Source organism: Isoalcanivorax indicus (assembly GCF_003259185.1).
Taxonomy (GTDB): Bacteria; Pseudomonadota; Gammaproteobacteria; order Pseudomonadales; family Alcanivoracaceae; genus Isoalcanivorax; species Isoalcanivorax indicus.
On sequence record NZ_QGMP01000001.1, the window covers coordinates 559,198 to 580,894 of the forward strand.

General features: G+C 64.4%; 20 protein-coding genes. 9 read left to right on the forward strand and 11 right to left on the reverse strand.

What is annotated here, in order from left to right; all coding sequences use genetic code 11:
* Window positions 1-11 precede the first annotated feature (11 nt).
* The 7 genes from DKW65_RS02555 to DKW65_RS02585 all read right to left on the reverse strand — a co-directional run bounded on the left by DKW65_RS02555 (window position 12) and on the right by DKW65_RS02585 (window position 8,710).
* The gene (locus DKW65_RS02555; protein WP_111655785.1) at window positions 12-1,934 is read right to left on the reverse strand and encodes a PrkA family serine protein kinase; all 1,923 of its coding nucleotides are present in this window, start codon (window positions 1,932-1,934) and stop codon (window positions 12-14) included.
* A 143-nt stretch (window positions 1,935-2,077) separates the two neighbouring features.
* Window positions 2,078-2,899, reverse strand: a complete 822-nt coding sequence (locus DKW65_RS02560) for a symmetrical bis(5'-nucleosyl)-tetraphosphatase (RefSeq protein WP_111655786.1) — start codon at window positions 2,897-2,899, stop codon at window positions 2,078-2,080.
* Between the two features lie 12 nt (window positions 2,900-2,911).
* Window positions 2,912-3,304 (reverse strand): Co2+/Mg2+ efflux protein ApaG, encoded by a 393-nt coding sequence (apaG, locus tag DKW65_RS02565; RefSeq protein ID WP_111655787.1) that lies wholly within the window; start codon window positions 3,302-3,304, stop codon window positions 2,912-2,914.
* Window positions 3,301-4,122, reverse strand: coding sequence for a 16S rRNA (adenine(1518)-N(6)/adenine(1519)-N(6))-dimethyltransferase RsmA (gene rsmA / locus DKW65_RS02570; protein WP_111655788.1), 822 nt, complete (start codon window positions 4,120-4,122; stop codon window positions 3,301-3,303). Before rsmA ends, apaG begins: the two co-directional genes overlap by 4 nt.
* Before the next feature lie 50 nt (window positions 4,123-4,172).
* A complete protein-coding gene (gene pdxA / locus DKW65_RS02575) occupies window positions 4,173-5,150 on the reverse strand; it encodes a 4-hydroxythreonine-4-phosphate dehydrogenase PdxA (RefSeq protein ID WP_111655789.1) in 978 nt (325 codons plus the stop codon).
* A gap of 1 nt (window position 5,151) precedes the next feature.
* A complete protein-coding gene (locus tag DKW65_RS02580; protein WP_111655790.1) occupies window positions 5,152-6,441 on the reverse strand; it encodes a peptidylprolyl isomerase in 1,290 nt (429 codons plus the stop codon).
* Entirely contained in the window at window positions 6,425-8,710 is a 2,286-nt protein-coding gene (locus DKW65_RS02585; RefSeq protein ID WP_111655791.1) for an LPS-assembly protein LptD, read from the reverse strand. The genes DKW65_RS02580 and DKW65_RS02585 overlap by 17 nt, the downstream gene beginning before the upstream one ends.
* Window positions 8,711-8,885: 175 nt before the next feature.
* On the opposite strand from DKW65_RS02585, the gene DKW65_RS02590 reads away from it, so the two are divergent.
* The 5 genes from DKW65_RS02590 (at window position 8,886) to DKW65_RS02610 (ending at window position 13,301) form a co-directional block, all read left to right on the forward strand.
* On the forward strand, window positions 8,886-9,881 hold the full coding sequence (locus DKW65_RS02590; RefSeq protein WP_111655792.1) for an aminoglycoside phosphotransferase family protein: 996 nt from the start codon (window positions 8,886-8,888) through the stop codon (window positions 9,879-9,881).
* Window positions 9,881-10,558, forward strand: a complete 678-nt coding sequence (gene murU, locus DKW65_RS02595; RefSeq protein ID WP_111655793.1) for an N-acetylmuramate alpha-1-phosphate uridylyltransferase MurU — start codon at window positions 9,881-9,883, stop codon at window positions 10,556-10,558. Before DKW65_RS02590 ends, murU begins: the two co-directional genes overlap by 1 nt.
* Window positions 10,555-11,235, forward strand: coding sequence for a ribulose-phosphate 3-epimerase (gene rpe / locus DKW65_RS02600; RefSeq protein ID WP_111655794.1), 681 nt, complete (start codon window positions 10,555-10,557; stop codon window positions 11,233-11,235). The genes murU and rpe overlap by 4 nt, the downstream gene beginning before the upstream one ends.
* A 66-nt stretch (window positions 11,236-11,301) precedes the next feature.
* Complete coding sequence (locus DKW65_RS02605) at window positions 11,302-11,862, forward strand: LbetaH domain-containing protein (RefSeq protein WP_111655795.1); 561 nt, start codon at window positions 11,302-11,304, stop codon at window positions 11,860-11,862.
* A gap of 146 nt (window positions 11,863-12,008) precedes the next feature.
* On the forward strand, window positions 12,009-13,301 hold the full coding sequence (locus tag DKW65_RS02610; protein WP_111655796.1) for a GAF domain-containing protein: 1,293 nt from the start codon (window positions 12,009-12,011) through the stop codon (window positions 13,299-13,301).
* Here the strand turns inward: DKW65_RS02610 and DKW65_RS02615 are convergent.
* Both DKW65_RS02615 and DKW65_RS02620 read right to left on the reverse strand, forming a co-directional pair.
* Window positions 13,294-13,641 (reverse strand): hypothetical protein, encoded by a 348-nt coding sequence (locus DKW65_RS02615; protein ID WP_111655797.1) that lies wholly within the window; start codon window positions 13,639-13,641, stop codon window positions 13,294-13,296. The two genes, DKW65_RS02610 and DKW65_RS02615, sit on opposite strands and share 8 nt — an antisense overlap.
* Before the next feature lie 27 nt (window positions 13,642-13,668).
* Entirely contained in the window at window positions 13,669-14,145 is a 477-nt protein-coding gene (locus tag DKW65_RS02620; RefSeq protein WP_111655798.1) for a winged helix-turn-helix transcriptional regulator, read from the reverse strand.
* Window positions 14,146-14,261: 116 nt separating this feature from the next.
* Here DKW65_RS02620 and DKW65_RS02625 point away from each other — a divergent pair, with 116 nt between their 5' ends.
* Together DKW65_RS02625 and DKW65_RS02630 are read left to right on the forward strand one after the other, a co-directional pair.
* Entirely contained in the window at window positions 14,262-15,377 is a 1,116-nt protein-coding gene (locus DKW65_RS02625) for an NADH:flavin oxidoreductase (RefSeq protein ID WP_111655799.1), read from the forward strand.
* A 70-nt stretch (window positions 15,378-15,447) separates the two neighbouring features.
* The gene (locus DKW65_RS02630) at window positions 15,448-16,146 is read left to right on the forward strand and encodes a hypothetical protein (RefSeq protein WP_111655800.1); all 699 of its coding nucleotides are present in this window, start codon (window positions 15,448-15,450) and stop codon (window positions 16,144-16,146) included.
* Window positions 16,147-16,153: 7 nt separating this feature from the next.
* Here the strand turns inward: DKW65_RS02630 and DKW65_RS02635 are convergent, their stop codons facing one another.
* Complete coding sequence (locus DKW65_RS02635) at window positions 16,154-16,717, reverse strand: pyridoxamine 5'-phosphate oxidase family protein (protein WP_111655801.1); 564 nt, start codon at window positions 16,715-16,717, stop codon at window positions 16,154-16,156.
* Window positions 16,718-16,747: 30 nt separating this feature from the next.
* The gene (locus tag DKW65_RS02640) at window positions 16,748-17,386 is read right to left on the reverse strand and encodes a TetR/AcrR family transcriptional regulator (protein ID WP_162925661.1); all 639 of its coding nucleotides are present in this window, start codon (window positions 17,384-17,386) and stop codon (window positions 16,748-16,750) included.
* A 136-nt stretch (window positions 17,387-17,522) separates the two neighbouring features.
* On the opposite strand from DKW65_RS02640, the gene DKW65_RS02645 reads away from it, so the two are divergent.
* Window positions 17,523-18,602: an efflux RND transporter periplasmic adaptor subunit gene (locus DKW65_RS02645; RefSeq protein WP_111655803.1), complete on the forward strand. Its 1,080-nt coding sequence runs from the start codon at window positions 17,523-17,525 to the stop codon at window positions 18,600-18,602.
* Window positions 18,599-21,616, forward strand: a complete 3,018-nt coding sequence (locus DKW65_RS02650; RefSeq protein ID WP_111655804.1) for an efflux RND transporter permease subunit — start codon at window positions 18,599-18,601, stop codon at window positions 21,614-21,616. Before DKW65_RS02645 ends, DKW65_RS02650 begins: the two co-directional genes overlap by 4 nt.
* The last annotated feature ends 81 nt before the right edge of the window (window positions 21,617-21,697 follow it).

The window sequence follows — 21,697 nt, forward strand, 5'->3', positions numbered from 1 at the left end:
TGCGACAGGGGTTACTGCGCCTTGCGCACCCGCAGGTACCATTCCGACAGCAGTCGGACCTGCTTCTCCGTGTAGCCGCGATCCATCATGCGTTGTACGAAGTCGTTGTGTTTCTTCTGGTCTTCCTTCGAGCCTTTGGCGTTGAAGGAGATCACCGGCAGCAGATCCTCGGTGTTCGAGAACATCTTCTTCTCGATCACATTGCGCAGCTTCTGGTAACTGAGCCAGGACGGATTGCGCCCCTCGTTGTTGGCGCGGGCGCGCAGGACGAAGTTGACGACCTCGTTGCGGAAATCCTTGGGGTTGGAGATGCCGGCCGGTTTCTCGATCTTTTCCAGCTCCTCGTTGAGCGCCTGGCGGTCGAAGATTTCGCCGGTATCCGGGTCACGGAACTCCTGGTCCTGTATCCAGAAATCGGCGTAGGTGACATAGCGATCAAAGATGTTCTGGCCATATTCGGAGTAAGACTCCAGATAGGCTGTCTGGATTTCCTTGCCGATGAAGTCGACATAGCGCGGCACCAGGAATTCCTTGATGTAGCGGCGCAGCTGCTCCTGACGTTCCTGCGGGAACTGCTCCTGTTCGATCTGCTGTTCCAGTACATGCATCAGGTGCACCGGATTGGCGGCCACCTCGGTATGGTCGAAGTTGAAGACCTTGGACAGGATCTTGAAGGCAAACCGGGTCGAAATGCCGCTCATGCCTTCATCGACGCCTGCCGCGTCCCGGTACTCCTGCAACGATTTCGCTTTCGGATCGACATCCTTCAGGTTGTCGCCATTGTAGATGCGCATCTTCGAGTAGATGCTGGAATTTTCCGGTTCTTTCAGGCGTGTCAGGACCGAAAACTGAGCCAGCATCTCCAGCGTATCCGGGGCACACTGGGCGTCACGCAGGCTGCTGTTGGCCAGGAGCTTTTCATAGATATGCACCTCTTCGTCGAAGCGCAGGCAATAAGGCACCTTGACGATAAAGACGCGGTCGATAAAGGCCTCGTTGTTCTTGTTGTTGCGGAATGTCTGCCACTCTGCTTCGTTTGAATGCGCGAGCACGATGCCCTCGAACGGGATGGCCCCCATATGTTCGGTGCCGTTGTAGTTGCCTTCCTGGGTCGCGGTGAGTAGCGGATGCAGCACCTTGATGGGTGCCTTGAACATCTCCACGAACTCGAGCAGGCCCTGGTTGGCGCGGCACAGGCCGCCGGAAAAGCTGTAGGCGTCCGGGTCGTTCTGGGCGAAATCTTCCAGTTTGCGAATGTCGACCTTGCCGACCAGGGCCGAAATGTCCTGGTTGTTCTCGTCGCCCGGCTCGGTTTTGGCCACGGCCACCTGGTCGAGAATGGAGGGATACAGTTTGACCACCCGGAACTGAGAGATGTCGCCGCCGTATTCGTGCATCCGTTTTACCGCCCAGGGCGACATGACAGAACGCAGGTAGCGGCGCGGTATGCCGTATTCCTCTTCCAGAATGGGGCCGTCTTCATCCGGGTCGAACAGCGCCAGGGGCGACTCGTTTACCGGTGATCCCTTGATGGCGTAGAAGGGGACTCTCTGGATCAGCGCCTTGAGCTTTTCGGCCAGTGATGATTTGCCACCGCCGACGGGGCCAAGCAGGTACAGGATCTGTTTCTTTTCCTCCAGCCCCTGCGCGGCATGGCGAAAGTAGGCGACGATATTCTCGATGGCTTCTTCCATGCCATAGAAGTCGCTGAATGCCGGGTACCGGCGAATCATCTTGTTGGAAAAGATGCGGGAGAGGCGTGTGTCGCGAGAGGTATCAATCAGTTCCGGTTCACCGATCGCCATCAGCATGCGTTCGGATGCGGTGGCGTAGGTGGTGGGGTCCGACTTGCACAAGGCGAGGTATTCTTCGAGCGAATACTCCTCCTGCTGGGTGGCTTCATAGCGGGCTTGGTAGTGGCTGACGATGCTCATGCCTGGACTCCCTCACTCAGTGCCTGGTTACATCCGGACGGTATCCTTGTATTGCTGGCGTATTGGTTTCAAGACACATCTAGAATGGACATGAAGCGCGCCGAAAGTCAAAAAAATCAGCGCGTGAAATGTGCTGCTACGGGTTAGCGGCGTGGGCTGCAGTCGCAGTGAAATCGGTGGTTGTCGTCCAGCCGCAGGGCGGTCAGGCGGCCGCCCCAGACGCAGCCGGTATCGAGTGCTTCCAGCTGACTTTCCGACACACGGCCTTCCAGCGCCGCCCAATGGCCGAACAGGATGCGTACATCGGTGGCGCGCCGCCCGGGGTGTTGGAACCAGGGCATGAAGCCCGGCGGTGCCGTGTCGGCTTCCCCTTTGGTGGACAAGTCCATGGCGCCATCCATAGCGACAAATCGCATGCGTGTCAGATAGTTGGTGATGACGCGAAGGCGTGTCATGCCGTTCAGGTCATCGGACCAGGCGGCAGGGGTGTTGCCATACATGGCGTGAAAGAAATCGCTGGCCTGTTCGCTGCGCAACACCGCCTGTACTTCGGCGGCACGGGCGAGGGTATCGGCGGCGCTCCACAGGGGGGGGACGCCGGCGTGCACGAGCAAGGCATTGAAGTCGGGCAACGCCACTGCCAGGGGCTGCTGGCGCAGCCAGTCGAGCAGGAGGTCGCGGTCCGGGGCCGCCAGGATCTCGGCAAGATCACGCTCTTTTGGGCGCACGTTCGCTGCACCTGCCGCCAAAGCCAGCAGATGCAGGTCATGATTGCCGAGCACGCAGGTTACCGCGTGGCGCAGGGCGTATATCCGCCGCAGGGTGCCGAGCGAATCCTCGCCCCGGCTGACCAGATCGCCAGCCAGCAGCAGGCGGTCACGGTCGGGATCGAAGGCAATCCGTTCCAGCAGGCTGTTGAAGGCGCCCAGGCAGCCCTGGATGTCGCCGATGGCGTAGGTGCTCATCAGAGGGCGGCGTCAGTGCAGTGCATGCGGTGGTGCCAGGGTAAAGGGCGGGATGGTGGCGTCAAAGCAGGTGCCGTCTTCGGCCAGCATCTGGTAGCTGCCATGCATGCTGCCGACGCTGGTTTCCAGCACCGCGCCGCTGCTGTAGGAAAAGGCCTGACCGGGCGCCAGGCGGGGTTGTTCGCCGATGACGCCTTCGCCGTGCACCTCCTGAACACGCTCCTCGCCGTCAGTGATGACCCAGTGACGGGTCAGCAGACGCGCCGGCATGTCGCCGTCGTTGCGGATAGTGACGTGGTAGGCATAGACCCAGCGCGGGATATCGGCATCGCTCTGCTCGGCGAGAAACTCGGCCTCTACCTCCACGTGAATGCGGTAGTGCGGGTCTTCATTGGCCTGGGTCATGTCGATGTTCCCTGCGATGGTGATGGCTCTGCGGTGTCGCGTGCTGCGGCAGCGTTGGCCAGGGTGGCAAACTCCGCCAGCCCCAGCTGGTCCGGGCGCAGCCCCGGGTCAATGTCGAGCGCCTCGATCTCTTCACGCGACAGGTATGATTTTAGCCCATTTCGGATGGCCTTGCGCCGTTGCGTGAACACCTGGTTCACCAGCCCGGCAAACACGGTGTAGTCGGTCACCGGGTGTGGCAGTGTGGCATGAGGGGTCAGGCGGACAATGGCGGAATCGACTCTCGGCGGAGGACTGAAGGCCTCGGGCGGCACGGTAAACAGGAAGTCGGTCTCGCAGTGGTACTGGATCATCACGCTCAGGCGGCCCCAGTCGCTGCAGCCGGGACGGGCCACCAGCCGGTCGACCATTTCCTTCTGCAACATGAAGTGCATGTCGCGGATGATGCCGATCTGGCTGATCAGGTGGAACATCAGCGGGGTGGAGATGTTGTAGGGCAGGTTGCCCACCACACGCATGGTGCCGGGGGCATCGCTGATGGTACTGAAATCGAAGCGCAGCGCATCGGCCGCATGCACGGTCAGCCGCTGCGGGCTGATCTGCCGCTCCAGCAGGGTGATCAGGTCGCGGTCCAGTTCCACAGCATGCAGATGCTCCACGGCATCCAGCAGTGGGCGGGTCAGCGCACCTTGTCCGGGGCCGATCTCCACCATCAGGTCGTCCGGCGCGGGGGCAATACTGCGCACCAGACGGTGAATCAGCTGGGTGTCGACAAGAAAGTGCTGGCCGAAGCGCTTGCGCGCCTGATGTCGGGCCATGGGAGCTCCGTACCGGATTCAGAGGGGCGGCAGTGTAGCACGGGCGAACGCTAGCGGGAGCCGGACAGCGTGAGGGCCATCCGCGTGGCGGCCAGCAGGCTGCCGGGGTCGGCCTTGCCGGTGCCGGCCAGGTCGAAGGCGGTGCCGTGGTCCACGGAGGTGCGCAGGAAGGGCAGGCCCAGCGTGATGTTCACCGCCTCACCGAAGCCCGAGTACTTGAGCACCGGCAGGCCCTGATCGTGATACATGGCGAGTACCGCATCATGGCCTTCCAGATGGCGGGGGGTAAAGGCCGTGTCGGCGGGCAGCGGACCGGTCAGCAACAGGCCTTCGCGACGCAGGGCCTCGAGCGCGGGCTGGATGATGTCGATTTCCTCGCGCCCCAGGTGGCCGCTTTCTCCGGCATGGGGGTTCAGCCCCAGCACCAGGATGCGCGGCGCGTGGATGGCAAAGCGCTGCTGCAGGTCGTGGTGCAGGATGCGCAGGGTGGTGGTCAGTTCGGCGCCGCTGATGGCATCGGCCACCTGACGCAGGGGCAGGTGGGTGGTGGCCAGCGCCACGCGCAAGGTGCCTGCGGCCAGCATCATCACCACGCGGGGCGTATTGCTGCGTGCGGCCAGGTACTCGGTATGCCCGGTGAAGGCAGGGTCGGCACCGTCGCAGATCACGGATTTGGCCAGTGGCGCGGTCACCATGGCGGCATAGGTGCCGTCCAGGCAACCGTCGATAGCGCGATCCAGCAAGGTCAGGGTGCCGATGGCGGTGCGCGGATCGGCATGGCCGGGGCGCACATGGACGCCGGCCGGGCAGTCGCACACTGCCAGGCCTTCGTCAGGCAGCGGCTGCCCGGGGAGCCATGGCACCAGCCTGACCGCCAGGCCAAGCTGCTGTCGGCGTGCTGCAAGCACCTGAAGGTCGCCCAGGGCCACCAGTGGCGCCCCGGGCAGATGGGCGGGCAGGCTCAGGACCAGGTCGGGGCCGATACCGGCAGGGTCGCCGCAGCTGATGGCAATCGGCGCCTGGGCCATATCAGATGCGGACGTCCACGTAGGCTTCTGCGCGGGATTCCCGCAGCCACTGCTGCAGTTCTTCCTCGAAGCGACGCTGGTGCAGGGCCTGACGAGCCCGCAAGCGGCGGAATTCATCGCTCATGTCGGCGGTGCGAACGTCATCCACGCGCAGGAAGTGCCAGCCGAATTCGGTCTGGAAGATCGGCGACAGTTCGCCCTGCGGGGTGTTGCGGAAGGTCTGTTCGAACTGCCCCACCATCTCGCCCGGAGAGACCCAGCCCAGGTCACCGCCATTACGCGCGCTGCCGGGGTCATCGGAAAACTCCCGTGCCAGCGCCGAGAAGCTTTCGCCGTTCTCGATGCGCTGATGCAGCTGCACGATCAGCCGCTCGGCCTGGGCCTGGCTGCGTACGGCCGTGCTGCGGATCAGGATATGCCGCACCCGGTGCTGCTCGACGATCTGGGTGGCGCCACCGCGGCGGTCGATCATCAGCAGGATGTGGAAGCCGTTACCGGCGCGGATCGGCTCTGACACCTGCCCGGCCTGCATGTCGACGGCCTGCTCGGAAAACAGCGACGGCAATTGTGCGGCTTCGCGCCAGCCCAGGTCGCCGCCCTCCAGCGCCTGTGGGCCATCGGAGTAGCTCACTGCCATTTCATGGAAGCTGGCGCCCGCGCGGATGCGCGCCACCAGGTCCTGGGCGCGGGCCAGGGCTTCATCCACCTGGTCGGGATTGGCGCCGTCGGGCAGGCCGACCAGGATATGCCCGAGGCGGAACTCGGCCTCGAACAGCTGGCGGCCCATCTCCGACTCCAGAAAGCGGTCCACTTCGCGGTCGGTGATGCGCACACGGCGCCCCACCTGGCGCTGATGCAGCTGGTTGATCACCATCTCGTTGCGGATCTGTTCGCGAAAATCGGCCCAGTTGTAGCCGTCTTCGCGCAGGGCCGCCACGAACTCGTCCAGGGTCATGCCGTTTTGCCGGGCCACCCCGGACAGGGTCTGGTTCAGGGAGCTGTCATCGACGCGGATACCGGCACGTTCCGCCTGGTCCAGCTGCAGGCGCTCGACGATCATGCGCTCAAGCACCTGCGGGCGCAGGATATTGCGCGGCGGCAACTGCTGGCCATCGGCCATGAACTGCCGCGCCAGGTCGTCCACGCGCTGGTCCAGCTCGCTTTCCATGATGACGCTGTCGTTGACCACGGCCGCAATGCGATCCAGCACCTGAAGGGCCTGGGACACACCCGGGATCATCAGGGCCGCCAGCATGGCGGCGCCAAGGGTGCGTTTAATAGTTGGTACCATATTGTCTCCCGTAACCCGGAATGGTGCGTTCCAGCAGGCTTTCCACGCGGCCGCTGAATCCACCCAGTCCGAGCATCTGAATCTGCATCATGTAACGCTGATCCGCTTCCAGCAGGCCGTCGCCGGTGCGGTCGGTAAGCTCACGCAGGCCGATCAGGCGCAATTGCCAGCAGCAATCACGGTATTCCACCCCGACCAGGTTCTCCAGCGAGCGGTTGTCCTCGACATCATAGAGCCAGCGTCCGATCAGACTCCAGTTGCGATGGACCGGCCAGATGGCTGCCAGTTCCGTCTGCTTGATGTCGTCGCGGTCCCGATAGCGGTAGCCCAGGTGCGCCACACGTCGCTCGCCGTCGGCATAACCGATGCGCAGGCTGTTCTGTTCGCGGCGGTCATTCTCCCTGTCCCACTGGGTTTCGGCAAACAGCTGCCAGTAGCGGTTCAGGTACCAGGTGGTGTCGGCCACCACCGGTGACCAGGTGCGATCATCGATCGGGTCGCCGTCCAGCTGCACCTCGCGGTCACTGAAGAAGTAGGCCTGGCCCAGGCGCATCCGCAATGCTTCGCGGCCGGTAGCGTCGTCGAGGAAGCGTGAGGTCAGGCCAACGGCCAGTTTTTCTTCGTCGCCGATGCGGTCATAGCCGGTGAAGCGGTTTTCGCGGAACAGGCTGCTGTAGCCGAAGGTCAACTGGCCAGCATCGAAATTGGGCAGATCGTCCTGGTCCTCGAATTCGATGCGGCTGTAGAACAGACGGGGTTCCAGGGTCTGCTGCCAGGCCCGCTCGTTCAGCTCGAACGGGCGCTCCAGGAACAACCCGCTGTCCACGCTGATCCCCCACAGGTCGCGCTCCGGGCTGCTGCTCTGGCCGGGGGCCGTGCCCTCGAGGTCGTACCGGGTGTAATAAAGCCGTGCGCGCGGCTCGACATAGCCCCAGGCGCGGGTCAGCGGCAAGGACAGGGCGGGCTGCAGGTGCAGCCGATCGCCGGTGACATTCTGCGGAGCGAGGTCGGCGGTGCGATCAAAGCGGGTAAAGTCGCTGACCCACAGGCCATAGAGCGGGCCCGCGAGCTGCGGGCGGCCGCTGAGGGCGAACTGCGGCAGGCGCCGATAGGGCAGGTCTTCAGGCAGCAGGGTCGGGTCGATGGTCTGCCATGCCTGCACCCGGGTCAGGAACTGCCAGGTGCGCCCCCGGTAGAGTGCTTCCGCCTGGCGCGGCAGGTTGGTCTGGGAGCGTGCATCCAGGCCGGTATCCAGGTCCTTGAAATAGAAGTCATCAGAGACGTAGTTGACGTCGGAACTCAGGGTCCAGTCACCGACCTGGCCACGGTGTTGCCAGGTCGCCAGGACACGATCTTCGCCGTCAAAGCGTCGGTCGTTGCTGATCAGTCCGTAATTCAGCACGCCCTGGCCGAAGGTGGTGAGATAACGCCCCTGGCTGTCAAACCCGGTGCCGCGATTCTGGATGTGCCGGGGCGCCAGCATGGCATCGAACTGCGGGTGCAGGTTGAAGTAGATGGGCTGGGCGAAATCGACCCCGCCGTCATCGGTCAGGCTCAGGTTCGGAAACAGCAGGCCGGTCTTGCGCCGGTCATCAATCGGAAACGTCATCCAGGGCAGATACAGGGTGGGCACATCGCGCACCCGTAACACGATATGCCGGGCCGAGCCCCAGCCGGCCTCACGGTCCAGTTCGATACGACGGGCGTGAATGGCCCAGCCGCGCTGGTCCGGGGGGCAGGTGGTGTAGCTGCCATCCTCGATGAAGATGCGCTGGTCACGTTGCTCGACACGCTCGGCCCCACCCCGCGCATGGATATCGAACAGGGCATAGCGGACGCCGCTCAGGGTGGCTTCCTCGCGCCGTGTATTGCCGGTCATGCTGTCGGCACGGAAGCTGAACAGTCCGGAGTCAGCGTGGACGCTGCCTTCGAGGGAAAAGTCTCCACTGTCCTGATTCATGCGGGCACTGTCGGCACGCAGCTTCCGACCGGGCTGTTCGATCTGCACATCGCCCAGCAGCTCGGCCAGGCCGTCGGGGGTCAGACGCGAGCGGTCCGCCGTGATGACTGTGTCGGCACGCGGGTCTGGCTCTCCCAGGCCGGGGTTCAGGTAGGTGCCGTGGCACCAGGCCACCACCGGGCGCTGCTGGTCCGGGGGCAGGGCGGCGATCTCGTCACGGGTCATCCAGCCGAGCTGTTCAGCGCCCACCAGCGAAGGTGCCATCGCAGCGGCCAGTAACCAGGGGTAAAAACGCAGGCGCAGTGGCATTCGTTATCCGGAACAGGTAAAAAGCGCTGCAACAGTCAGGCACGGCCGTCGGGCAAGGCCTGCTGATCGCCGAAAGGCGCAAGGTTACCGTCCGGCGGCGCTGCTGTCAGTCCGGATATTGTGTAAGAAAATGTCACCGCCGCCGAGGCGGTGGGGCGCGGGAGGCACCGACGACATGACGGCAACGGGGCAGGGCGAGGCAGATACACGTTTTCAGGCGCTGTGCGCGTGGGCCGGCGCCGCGCTGGGCGAGCCGGTGGCGCCGGTGCCGGCGTCGGCCGATGCCAGCTTCCGCCGCTATTTCCGCTGTCAGGTCGCTGGCCGCAGTGTGATTCTGATGGATGCGCCACCCGCGCAGGAGGATTCGGCGCCCTTTGTGGATATCGCCGGGCGCCTGACGCGGGCCGGGGTGCCGGTACCGGAGATTCTGGCGCTGGACCTGTCCCGCGGTTTCATGGCGCTGAGTGATCTGGGGCGCGAGACCTGGCTGACCGCGCTGACGCCCGAAAACGCCGATGCCTGGTTCAGCCAGGCGCTGGATACCCTGATTACCCTGCAGCAGGCCGATACCGGGGGGCTGCCGGTTTACGACGATGCGCTGTTGCGCCGTGAACTGGCGCTGTTCCCCGACTGGTACCTGGGGCGTCATCTGCACGCGGCTGACGATCCCCGGCTGATGTCTGTGCTGACCACGTTGAATGATCAGTTGGTGGAGGCGGCGCTGGCTCAGCGGCAGGTGTTCGTGCACCGCGACTACATGCCCCGCAACCTGATGGTCAGCACGCCCAATCCCGGCGTGCTGGATTTCCAGGATGCGGTGCGCGGGCCGGTCAGCTATGACCCCGTATGCCTGTTCCGGGATGCCTTTATCAGTTGGCCCGAGTCCCGCGTGCTGGGCTGGCTGGCGGATTACCACGGGCGCGCCCTGTCGGCCGGGCTGCCGGTGCCGGCCGAACGGGACGCCTTTCTGCGCGATGCTGACCTGATGGGCGCCCAGCGCCATCTGAAAGTCATCGGCATCTTTGCCCGCATCCGCTATCGCGATGGCAAGCCGCGCTATCTGGACGATGCGCCGCGCTTTTTCGCCTACCTGCAGGCCGTCGCCACGCGCCACCCGGAGCTTGAGGCTCTGCGCCGGTTGTTGGCGTTGCTGGCCGAGCGGGAGGGCTGATGAAGGCGATGATTCTGGCGGCCGGTCTGGGTACACGCATGCGCCCGCTGACCGAGCACACGCCCAAGCCGTTGCTGCAGGTAGGCGGCAAGACGCTGATTGAGTACCACATTGCTGCTCTGGCGCGGGCGGGCATCCGCGATCTGGTCATCAACACGGCCTGGCTGGGTGAGCAGATCGAGGCCGCGCTGGGCGCCGGCGAGGGGCACGGTGTGCGCATTCAGTGGTCGCGGGAAGGGCAGCCGCTGGACACGGCGGGCGGCATTCGTCGTGCCCTGCCGTTACTGGGCGATGCGCCTTTTGTGGTGGTGAACGGGGATGTCTGGACCGATTTTGATTTTTCCACGCTGCCTCGGGCGCCGCGTGCCGAAGCGCATGTGCTGCTGGTAGATAACCCGCCGCAGCATCCGCAGGGCGATTTCTGGCTCGCGCCTGATGGTCGGGTGCAGGATGCCGCCCCGGACGCCGCCGCACGGCGCCTTACATTCTCGGGTATCGGCGTCTATCATCCGGCGCTGTTTGCCCGATGCCCCGGCGAAGCGCGTCTGGCGCCACTGTTGCGTGATGCCATGGCACACGATGCGGTCAGTGGCTCCGTGCATGATGGGCGCTGGTATGATATCGGCACCCCGGCGCGGCTGGCTGCGCTGGATCAGCAACTCAAGGAGACCCCATGACTGCATCCGAGAACCGTTACCTGATCGCGCCCTCCATTCTGGCGGCGGATTTTGCCCGCCTGGGAGAAGAGGCCGAGGCCGTGCTGGCTGCCGGGGCGGATGTCATCCATTTTGACGTCATGGACAACCACTACGTGCCCAACCTCACCATCGGCCCGATGGTGTGTGAGGCGCTGCGCAAGTACGGCATCACGGCACCGATTGATGTGCACCTGATGGTATCGCCGGTGGATGACCTGATCGGCAGCTTCGCCGATGCGGGCGCGAGCATGATCACCTTCCACCCTGAGGCCAGCCGTCACGTGGATCGCTCCCTGCAGCTGATCCGTGACCGGGGCTGCAAGGCGGGGCTGGTGCTGAATCCGGCCACCGGGCCCGACTGCCTGGAGTACGTCATGGACAAGCTGGACATGATCCTGCTGATGTCCGTGAACCCCGGCTTCGGCGGCCAGAAATTCATTCCCGGTACCTTGCGCAAGATCGAGCAGGTGCGGCGGTTGATCGACGACAGTGGTCTGGATATCCGTCTTGAGGTGGATGGCGGGATCAGCGAGAACAACATTGCCGAGGTGGCGGCGGCGGGCGCGGACATGTTCGTGGCCGGTTCTGCGATTTACGGCAAGTCCGATTATCGGGCGGTGATTGATGCCATGCGGCATCAGCTGGCGGCGCTCTGACCGAGCGCCGTCAATCGTCCCAACCCGCGCGCCGGAGGATCCCGGTGCCAGACTGGAGAAAGGCAAATGATCAGAAAGAACCCCAGTGGTGACCTGCCGGTAGTGGCGGAGTCGGCGTTTGTTGACCCCACCGCCATCATCTGCGGCAAGGTGTTTGTCGGCGAAAATGTATTCATCGGCCCCTACGCTGTGATTCGAGCCGACGAAGTGGATGCCGAGGGCGGCATGGAGCCGATCATCATTGGCGACAACTCGAACATCCAGGACGGTGTGGTCATTCACTCCAAGTCCGGGGCGCGGGTAGAGGTGGGGGCGCATACCTCGATTGCGCATCGCTCGATCGTGCATGGCCCCTGCAAGGTGGGTGCCCACGTCTTTATCGGCTTCAATTCCGTGCTGTTCAACTGTGAGGTCGGCGAGAGATCGGTGGTGCGGCATAACTCGGTGGTGGAAGGCGTGGTGGTCCCCGAAAACTTCCATATTCCCTCGACCAGTAATATCCGCAAGGAAAGCGACCTGGCCAACATCGAGCCGGTACCGGCGGACGCCTCCTCCTTCTCTGAGGACGTGGCGCAGACCAATGTGCGTCTGGTGCAAGGCTACAAGAAAATCCAGAACGAGTTGTAAGCAAGTCCTTGCACAGGCTGCCTTGCAGGCAAGGCAGCCTTTCCCGGTTCGGCGATAGCATTGTGCCACTATTTACAGCCGCCCCGGTTTGCACGAATGTTCCCCTTTTGGGTTGTCGAGTCCGACACTGTTTCTGGGGGGAAACCGTGAACCAAGCATCCTTGGCGGTGGAAACACCGCTTCATATCGCCCGTGACTGGGACGCCGAACAGGATGGTCGTCCTGATACGCTGCAAGTCTGTGACGAGGCCACCCTGCGCCGGGCGCTGGACGGCCCGCTGCTGACCCGCCCGTTGCCCGGGCATCTCGAGTCTGCATTTCGCCAGCATACCCGTGAGCGGGCGGCGCGCCTGCTGCGTTTGTCGGTGTACGGCATGATTGCCGTGTACACCGTGGTCTCCGGCGCCGCCGCCTTGTTCACGGATGAGCCGGGGTTGAATACCTGGTTGCTGGTGGCCGTCTTGCCAGTGGGCATTGTGCTGGCGCTGATCTGGCTGGCCACGCGACTCAATGACATGGAGTCCATCGTCGAACCCTTGCTGGTGGGCGGTGTGTTTGTCTCCATTCTCGGTTGTGGTGCGGCGGCGCTGTACCTGCGTGATGATCTGTTTGCACAGATTGCCGCCTACGAAACCATCTACGTGTTGATTATCGCCTTCTCGATCCTGCGCCTGCCGTTGATTCGGGTGGCGTTGGCGTCGTTGCTGGCGTTTGTCCTGGCGGCCGTCACCATGGTGGCGATGGACCACCCGGTGTTGTGGCTTGATAGCCTGCTCTATTTCCTGGTGCCCTGGACCCTGTGTGTGGTGGTCGGGGCGATGCTGGAGCATGCCGAGCGCAAGGAGTTCTTGCAGAATGAGTTGCTGACGCTGGAGTCGCTGCGCCTGCGGGACATGAACCAGCAGGCTGAGCAGGCGCTGGCACGGCGCACCCTGCAAGCGGACTACCTGTCACTGATTGCCGGTAACCCCGATGCGCAAGTGCTGTTCCAGCGCACGCTGGGGTTTCTGATCGAGCGCACCGGGGCGCAGGTGGGCGTCGCCTACCGCTGTGGTGAGGATGGCCTGCTGCACCCCATGGCCACCTGGGGCGCCAGCCTGGGGCGTGCCGTCCGCGAAGAGCCTCTGGACCCTGAGGGGACGCTGCTGCAGCCGGTTATTGCGCAACGCACGGCACGCCAGGTGCGCGATCTGCCGCCGGGTTACCTGCCCATCGTGACCGCCTCACAGCGGATGACACCGGGCGCCATTCTGGTGGTGCCGGTCTGCCAGGGGGATGACGTGGTGGCGGTGGTTGAACTGGGGCGGCTGTCTGCATTCAGCGCAGAGCAGGAAGCGGTAGCCGGGCTGGTGGTGACGCATTTTGCCTATGCGGTGCAGGCGGCCCTGCTGCGCCAGCAGCAACGGCGCCGCAAGGAGGCCACGCAAAGCGTCAGCTGATCACCAGCAGGAACAGGCCCAGCATGACCACCGCGCCGATGATGATGAAGCTGAAGGCGCGGTGGCTCACCTCGCCATTGAAGTCTGCCTCCAGGACATCAATGTCCTCCACCGGCAGCGGGTCGCGCACGGGGTGATCGGGATCATCCAGCAGGGCCAGTGCATCTTCGTATTGATGGTCCAGCACCACCCACAGACCGACATAGAACGCACCGGAAAAGATGGGCGCCGCCCGATAGGATTCCTTGCCGGCGATATGGGTGGCAATGCCGCGACTGCGCAGGTTCATGGCGACCTGCTGGGCGTCGAGCAATGAGTTGTACTTGCGCAGCAATTGCATCGGTATCCCTCCGCTGCGGGTAAAGGGTCACTCTACCGACTGGCGGTGCGGTATGTCATCGGGATGTTCAACCATGACCTGATGCAGGCGCAGCGGCTGCCCGTCGGCATCGAGCACTTCCACGGGGCGCACCGGGCGGCCGGTGCTGCGATCACGCATGGCCAGCGGCGGTTGATCCGTGAGCACCCACTTGTCGCCCCACTGGCGCAGGGCGGTCAGCACCACGAACAGATCACGGCCTTTCTCTGTCAGCCGGTATTCATGCCGCCGTCCCTGTTCTCCCACATCGACCTTGCGCAGTACCCCGGCTTCCACCAGGCGGCGCAGCCGGTCCACCAGGATATTGCGGGCGATGCCCAGCGCCTGCTGAAAATCGGTAAAGCGGCGCGTGCCTTGCATGGCCTCACGCACAATCAACAGCGACCACCAGTCACCGATCTGGCTCAGGGCACGGGTGATGGCGCAGCACTGTTCGTTGGCGGACAAGTCCTGTCGTGGGCTCATGGCTGCTCGCTTCGTGGGCTCATGGGGGCAGCTTACGCAAAGTGGTTGCAAATTGAAACCATTGAAATTAGGGTGTCGAAACAAGTTTTCAAATGAAACCATTTCTGGAGCGCTGCATGTCCACCCCTTCCCTTGAGCCGTTGCTGCGGCCGTTCGAGTGCAAGTCCCTGCGCCTGCGCAATCGTGTCGCCATGGCGCCCATGACGCGGACCTTCTCACCGGGGTATGTGCCCAACGACGAGGTGGTTGGCTACTACCGCCGTCGCGCTGAAGCGGGGGTCGGCCTGATCATTACCGAGGGCACCACGGTTGGCCACAAGGCGGCCAACGGTTATGAGCGGGTGCCGGCCTTCCACGGTGAGGCGGCCCTGGCTGGCTGGAAGAGGGTGGTGGATGCCGTCCATGAGGCGGGGGGCCAGATCATTCCCCAGTTGTGGCATGTCGGCGCGGTGCGCAAGCCGGGTATCGGGCCGGACCCGGACGTCCCGGGACACAGCCCGTCCGGGCTGTTCCGGCCAGGCAAGGAAAATGGCCATGCCATGACCCGCGAAGATATCGCCGAGGTGGTGGCGGCGTTTGCCGACGCAGCGGTGCAGGCACAGATGCTGGGGTTTGATGGCGTCGAGATCCACGGCGCCCACGGTTACCTGATCGACCAGTTTTTCTGGGAAGGGACCAACCAGCGTGATGATGAGTATGGCGGCTCGATGGCCAATCGTGGGCGCTTTGCCGAGGAAATCATTCGCGCCGTGCGTGAGGCCGTGGGCGAAGACTTCACCATTGTCCTGCGCTATTCGCAGTGGAAGCAGCAGGATTATGAAGCCCGGCTGGCACAGACGCCTGAAGAGCTGGCGGCATTTCTGGCCCCGCTGTCCGAGGCCGGTGTGGATATCTTCCACGCCAGCACCCGCCGCTTCTGGACGCCGGAGTTTGAAGGCTCTGACCTGAATCTGGCGGGCTGGACCCGCAAGCTGACCGGCAAACCGGCCATGACCGTCGGCAGTGTCGGCCTGGACGATGATTTTCTCAATGGCGGCAAGATGGGCATGGGCGGCGATGCCAGCCCTCAGGGCATTGATGAGCTGGTGCGGCGTATGGCCGCTGACGAGTTCGACCTGGTGGCGGTGGGTCGTGCGCTGCTGGTCGACCCGCAGTGGTTGCAGAAGCTGGTGGATGGCCGCAGCGACGAGATTCAGCCCTTTACCAAGGCGGCCCTGATGTCCCTGAGCTGACCCGCCCGGCGTTCACCCGGCGTATCATGGCCCTCTCACGCCTGACCAGGCGGGCCATGAGGGCGTTCAGATGACACAAGTGAAATACCGGGGCAAGGCGGCACTGGCGGTGTTGGTGGTGGCGGTGGCGGTCCTCACGGGTTGTATTCCCATGACGGCACGGCAGACGGATTCGCCGCCCGTGGCGGGCGAGGTGTTGAGGGCGTCCAGTGGCGTGCCCCTGGCGGCAGCGACCGTGAGCGCCATGCCCCGCGATCTGGCGCCGGGGCCGCATACCGTGACGGATGCGATGGGCCGCTTTGAGCTGCCGGAGCGCGACCGGCGCCGGGTCTTCCTGGCGATGCCAGGGATGGCGCTGGATCGTGTGCCGGTGCGTGCCCGCCACGATGCCGACACGTTGCAGGGTTATGGCCTGGCCGGGAAATGGCTGAGACAGCCGGCGCCCGCGCCACAGGTCGAGATGGTGATCCTGATGTTGCCGCGCGTCGATACCGTGTCGCTGAGCGATACGTGCCAGCTCGAAGGCATTCACGCCTACGCCGCGCAGTTGCTGACGGCGTTACCCTCCTTGCAGGAAGCGCCCTGGTTCCGGGCGCGTTTTCTTGATGATCGAGAATTCGCGCTGCGCTGGTATCAGGACCTGGACTGGTTCGCCGCCCTGGCGCGCCGCGCCTGCGGCGATGCGGAGGCCTTTGCGCCGCTGGAGGCCGCTCTGGACGCGTTCGCCAGCGTGGTGCTGGCGTCGCCGGATACAGTTCTGGTCGATTGAGGCGCCGTTACGGGTTGAGCGGTCGCTGATGCCATTCCCCGGCGCGATATTCGTACAACTGTCGTTCGTGGGGGCTGGCCGCCAGATCAAGGTAGTCCACCCGGAAGGGCTGTAAAACAAGCAGCCCGAAGCAGTCCGGCGGCGCTGTGGGGGCCGGGTGGGTGAAGGCGCTGGCCTGGCCCAGGCTGTGCCCGGGTGCCGGGCGGGTAAAGGTCTGCCTGCTGGCCTCTGACAGCCGCTCCCAGAGTTCGTCGCGCAGTGACGCGCTGCGCCCCGGTCCTTTCAATGTCACCTCGCCACGTAACCGGAACTGCTGCTGTCGCGCAGGCAGGTACCAGCAGGCCTCCGCCTGGCGGTGATGCTTCAGTCCCTTGACCTTGGTGCTGCGCAGGTCTGTGGTCATGACCAGGCTGGCGGTGGCGTCCAGCAGCGCTCGGCACACCAGGGTGCGGCAGGTCACCGCGCCGCTGTCATCCAGACTGGCCAGTTGCAGATACCGGGCCGACGGCTGCGGATTGGCGTGCAGGGCGTGTTGCAACAGTGGGAACCAGGCTGGCAGGACAGTCGACACGGCAACTCCGGCAGGGCAGGGGTGGGCGCTTCAGTGTGCCATCAGTGAGGCGCCGATCCTATCCATGGCGTAAGCCACCAGCGCTTCGGAACTGGCGGCATCCGGGACCTGATGCCCGGCCTCCTGGCGCGTCAGCATGATGATGCCGTGCAGGGTGCCGCGCAGGTACAGGGCAGTCTGGAACGGGTCGCGCACATGACGCGGGTCGAGGCTGCCGTCCTGGATGCCGCGCTTGAGGGTGTCGGCCATGATCTGCATGACCTCCCCGGAACAGGCTTCCATAGCGTCATCCTGCTCCGGTTCGCCAGTCTGGGGCCGGTCGCTGGCGGCCAGCGTCAGCAGGTCGAAATAGTCCGGCTCTTCCCGGGAGAACAGATAGTAAGCCTGACCCATCGCCTGGATCTGCTCGGCGCCGGTCAGTGGCCTGTCGGCTACTTCGCGAAAGCGGCTGCGCAGACATTCGCCCGCACGCAGGATCACGGCACCGAGAATGGCCGACTTGTCGCGGAAATAGACATACAGCAGGCCGCGGCTGAGCTGCGCGGCACGGGCAATATCGTCCATGGTGCTGCGCTCGAAGCCTTTGTCGAAGAATACCGTCTCGGCGGCATCCAGGATGGATGTCCGGCGCAGTTCCTTTTCCTGTGCGCGACGGGCGCGAACGCTCATGGGGCCACCCTTTCTGTTGCGATGTTGTATCGGCTGGTGATGGCATTTCGCCATCTTATTGACAAAATGTCAATTAGTGACAATATGTCAGCATCAATGATTTCAAGCAACCGGGTACTGTCGCTGAGGGGATGCCATGCGCAGCGTAGTGAGAGGAAAGTGGGGTTGGGCCGTGCTGCTGGCGGTGCCTGTCATATTGGTCGTGGCCTGCCGCGGGCCGGAGGTGGACAGCACCCCGGGGCCGGTCACCGTCCGTGTGGCGCCGGTGCTGGCGGGCGAGGATCAGGCACCGTTGCGGTTTGCCGGTGTGGTGCGCTCCCGACAGCGCGCCGAGTTGACCTTCCAGGTCAGCGGGACACTCCAGGAGCGCCCTGCAGAACTGGGGCAGGCGGTGCAGCCGGGTGATCTGCTGGCACGCCTGCAGAACCCGCAGCTGGTGCCGGCCCGCGATTCGGCACGCGCCCGCGTGCGCGAAACGGACGCCCAGTTGCGTCAGGCGGATCAGGAGTACCAGCGTGCCCAGACTCTGCGTGAGCGCGGTGTGCTGTCGGAACAGGATCTGGAACAACTGCAGGCCCGCCGTGACGCCCTCGAGGCGGCTCGCGGCACGGCCCGGGCGGCACTGGCTGAGGCGGAGCAGTTGCTGCGCGAGGGCGAACTGCGGGCGCCCTTTGTCGGTACGGTAGAGGCCGTGTTGGCCGAGCCGGGCGAGTTTGTTGCGGCCGGCCAGCCGGTACTGCGGGTGTCCTCGCCTCAAGGGCTGGAGGTGGAAGTGCGTATCCCCGAGAGCCTGCGCACGAGCCTGTCGCCGGGCGACGAGGTGCCGGTCTGGCGGGTCATGGAACGCAACAGTGAGTCGCTGACCGGGGTGGTAACGGAAGTCGGCCGGGGTTCGCGTCGCGGCGAGCTGTATCCGCTGGTGGTGAGCCTGTCCGAGTCGCCCTCGCTGGCGCCAGGGGTGTCTGTCGAGATCGGGGTGCGACGGGCGCGTTCGGATGCTCTCGCCGTGCCGGTGCTGGCGGTGCTCCGGTCCGCCGAGGGGCCTGCGGTGTTGCGCGTGCGCGATGGCGTGGCCCAGCGGGTGCCGGTGCTGGTGCAGCAGCTGGCGGGTGAGCAGGTGCTGGTCTATGCCGATGATCTGGAAGCCGGGGATCAGGTGGTCTACGCCGGTCTGAGCCGTGTGTTGTCAGGTGATCGCGTCGAGGTGCTGCCGTGATCGAGATCCTGATGCGCCGCAGGCGCCTGCTCGGCCTGGTGGTGGTGATGATGACCCTGGTGGGCATCGCCGCGTATTTCAACATGGCGCGACAGGAGGATCCGAGCTTTCCCTACCGTGCCGGGCTGATTACCGTTCAATACCCGGGGGCCACGGCGGAAACCGTAGAGCGGCTGATTATCCGACCGCTGGAAGATGAGCTGTTGCAGCTGGAAGAAATCAATTTCGTGGCCAGCACGTCGCGCTCCGGTGTCGGCCTGGTGAACATCATGCTGCGCGACCGGATCTATGCCACCACGGCGGCGTGGGACCGGGTTCGGCAGGCGATGGAGCGGGCCCGTGTCGAGTTTCCGGAAGGCGTCGGCCAGATGGCACTGGAGGACCGTCTGATCGACACCCCGGTGGTGGTGCTCGCGCTGAGCGGGTCGGCATCGATAGGTGAGTTGTCGCGCCGGGCAGAAGATCTCAAGGATGCTCTGATCGGCCTGCCTGCACTGTCCCGGATCGAGATCGAGGGTCAGGCGGATGAGCAGATCACCATTGCGGTAGATGACGCGGAACTGCACCGTGTCGGCCTGACACCGCAACAGCTGGCCGGGCTGATCGGTCAGCGCAATCAGGTGGTGCCGGGCGGTTTTGTGGTCGCTGGCGGCAAACGCCTCACCGTGTTGGCCAACAGCGAATTCGTTAGTCTGGATGACCTTCGCACCACGCAAATCCCTCTGCCGGATGGCAGTTTCGTGCCCCTGGCGGGTCTGGCCGATATCTGGCGTGGCCCGCGCGAGCCGCTGCAATCGGAAACCTGGCGCGACGGTGAACGGGTGGTGCTGCTCAATGTGCTGGCACAGCGTGGTCAGGTGGATGCTCTGGCCTTCGGCAAGGCCCTGCGTGAGCGCGTCGCCGAGGTCGCGCCGGAGTTTGCGCCGCTGCAGATTGATGAAATGTTCTTTCAGCCCGAGAAGGTGGCCGAGCGACTGGAAGAGCTGGAAGGCAGTCTCCTGATGGCGGTGCTGATCATTGTCGGCGTCGTGTTTGTGGGCATGGGATTGCGTATGGGGTTGCTGGTGGCGATCACCTTGCCGGTGGTGGCACTGATCAGCCTGGGCCTCTACAACCTCGGCGGTGGCGTACTGCACCAGATTGCCGTGATCGCGCTGGTCATTTCTCTGGGTATCCTGATCGACAACGCCATTGTCATGGTGGAAAACGTGCAGACGCGATTGTCCGAGGGGGCTGATCGGGTCATGGCCGTCACCGGCGCGGTGCGCGAACTGGCGGCCCCGCTGGGCGCTTCGACGGCAACGACGCTGGCGGCCTTTACGCCCCTGTTGCTGTCGCGCGGTGGGACGGCAGATTTTACCCGGGCCATCCCGATCATGATCATGCTCACCCTGTCGGTCAGCTATCTGCTGGCGGTGACCGTGGCGCCGATGATCGCGGCGCGTTTTCTCAGCCGCGAAACCGCCCCGCGCAGTGGCTGGGTGCTCAAGCTGGGTGAGCGGCTTGCCACCCTGAGCACCGGGCGTCCGAAGCTGGTGCTGGGGGTGGGCGCGCTGATGGTGGTGTTCAGTTTTCTGATTACGCCCTTGATGGCATTGCAGTTCTTCCCCAATGCGGATCGCCCGAAAGTCATTCTTGATCTGCATTTGCCCGAGGGCACCGACCAGTCCTATACCGCCATGGTGGCCGAGCGGATCGAACGTGAGGTGCGGCGTCACGAGACGGCGCACAGCGTGCATCGTTTTGTCGGCACCACCGGGCCGACGTTCTACTACAATCTGGTGCGTTTCCCGGAGGCGCCGAACCGTGCCCGGCTGGTCGTTACGGCCAGTGACCTGGACGCGACCCGGCAACTGATGCAGGACATGCGCGCCTTCGTGCGGGACACCCTGCCGGAGGTCGAGTTGAGTGCGTTCCAACTGGGTCAGGGGCCCCCGCGCGACTCGCCTGTTGAAGTGCGCGTGTTCCATCCGAATGACACCCAGCGCATGGTGGCGGCGGAGCAGATCTATGCCCACCTGCGGGCGGTGCGTGGCTCTGTGGACGTGCGCCATGATCTGGATTTCGGCACACCGGCTGTGCGTGTCGATGTGGATGATGCGGTGGCCCAGCGTTCCGGGCTGAATCGCGCGGATGTGGCCCGCACCCTGTTTGGCCAGAGCTATGGTCTGACGGCCGAACAGTATCGCCAGGAGCGTGATGCCATGCCCCTGGTGGTGCGTTCGGTCGAGGGTACGGCGCTGCCGCTGACGCGTCTGCTGTCGGTGAACGTCTATCCGGAGAACGGCGAGCCGGTACCGGTGATGCAGGTGGCGCGTGTGTATGCCGACTGGGAACCGGCGGGCATCAAGCGCCGCAATGGCGAACGTGTTTTCCGCATCAATGCGAATCTGGAAGACGGCTACAGCTTCAGCCAGGTGCTGGCGGCACTGGAACAGCGCCTGGCCGAGCAGCCGTTACCCCGGGGCACGCGCATCGAGTACGGCGGTGACAGCGAGGGCAGTGGCGACGCCAACCAGGCACTGGCGACGTCAGCCCCCATCGGCGTTCTGTTGCTGCTGTTTTTCCTGGTGTGGCAGTTCAACTCGTTCCGCCGCGTTGCCATTGTGCTGTTGACGGTCCCTATGGCCGCGGTGGGCATTATCCCGGGTCTGGTGATTTCCGGTGCGCCCTTCGGCTTCATGTCGATGCTCGGGGTGGTGGCGCTGGTCGGCATCGTGGTCAACAACGCCATTGTGCTGATCGATGTGATTGACCAGCGGCTGGCGGAAGGGTTTGCCGTGCGCGACGCCGTGTTCCAGGCCGTAGCCCGGCGCACGCGGCCGATCCTGCTGACCACGGCGACCACCGTGGCGGGCCTGTTGCCGCTGGCCTTTACCCAGTCCACGCTGTGGCCACCGATGGCCTGGGCGATTATCTCCGGCCTGCTGGCCTCCACCATGCTGACGCTGCTGGTGGTGCCGGCCCTGTGCCTGCTGACCTTCCGGGCGCCCGAGGCCACCCGCGCGGCCTGACGGCGTCTGTCGTCATTCACTGACACACCATGACCGTGATCACCGACAGTCCTTCGGGGCTGTCGGTGGCATGCTGTGGGT

Coding starts and splice junctions, on each gene's coding strand:
- DKW65_RS02555 (WP_111655785.1), bottom strand. CDS start 1,934: ATGAGCATCGTCAGCCACTACCAAGCCCGCTATGAAGCCACCCAGCAG.
- DKW65_RS02560 (WP_111655786.1), bottom strand. CDS start 2,899: ATGAGCACCTACGCCATCGGCGACATCCAGGGCTGCCTGGGCGCCTTC.
- apaG (WP_111655787.1), bottom strand. CDS start 3,304: ATGACCCAGGCCAATGAAGACCCGCACTACCGCATTCACGTGGAGGTA.
- rsmA (WP_111655788.1), bottom strand. CDS start 4,122: ATGGCCCGACATCAGGCGCGCAAGCGCTTCGGCCAGCACTTTCTTGTC.
- pdxA (WP_111655789.1), bottom strand. CDS start 5,150: ATGGCCCAGGCGCCGATTGCCATCAGCTGCGGCGACCCTGCCGGTATC.
- DKW65_RS02580 (WP_111655790.1), bottom strand. CDS start 6,441: ATGGTACCAACTATTAAACGCACCCTTGGCGCCGCCATGCTGGCGGCC.
- DKW65_RS02585 (WP_111655791.1), bottom strand. CDS start 8,710: ATGCCACTGCGCCTGCGTTTTTACCCCTGGTTACTGGCCGCTGCGATG.
- DKW65_RS02590 (WP_111655792.1), top strand. CDS start 8,886: ATGACGGCAACGGGGCAGGGCGAGGCAGATACACGTTTTCAGGCGCTG.
- murU (WP_111655793.1), top strand. CDS start 9,881: ATGAAGGCGATGATTCTGGCGGCCGGTCTGGGTACACGCATGCGCCCG.
- rpe (WP_111655794.1), top strand. CDS start 10,555: ATGACTGCATCCGAGAACCGTTACCTGATCGCGCCCTCCATTCTGGCG.
- DKW65_RS02605 (WP_111655795.1), top strand. CDS start 11,302: ATGATCAGAAAGAACCCCAGTGGTGACCTGCCGGTAGTGGCGGAGTCG.
- DKW65_RS02615 (WP_111655797.1), bottom strand. CDS start 13,641: ATGCAATTGCTGCGCAAGTACAACTCATTGCTCGACGCCCAGCAGGTC.
- DKW65_RS02620 (WP_111655798.1), bottom strand. CDS start 14,145: ATGAGCCCACGACAGGACTTGTCCGCCAACGAACAGTGCTGCGCCATC.
- DKW65_RS02625 (WP_111655799.1), top strand. CDS start 14,262: ATGTCCACCCCTTCCCTTGAGCCGTTGCTGCGGCCGTTCGAGTGCAAG.
- DKW65_RS02630 (WP_111655800.1), top strand. CDS start 15,448: ATGACACAAGTGAAATACCGGGGCAAGGCGGCACTGGCGGTGTTGGTG.
- DKW65_RS02640 (WP_162925661.1), bottom strand. CDS start 17,386: ATGAGCGTTCGCGCCCGTCGCGCACAGGAAAAGGAACTGCGCCGGACA.
- DKW65_RS02645 (WP_111655803.1), top strand. CDS start 17,523: ATGCGCAGCGTAGTGAGAGGAAAGTGGGGTTGGGCCGTGCTGCTGGCG.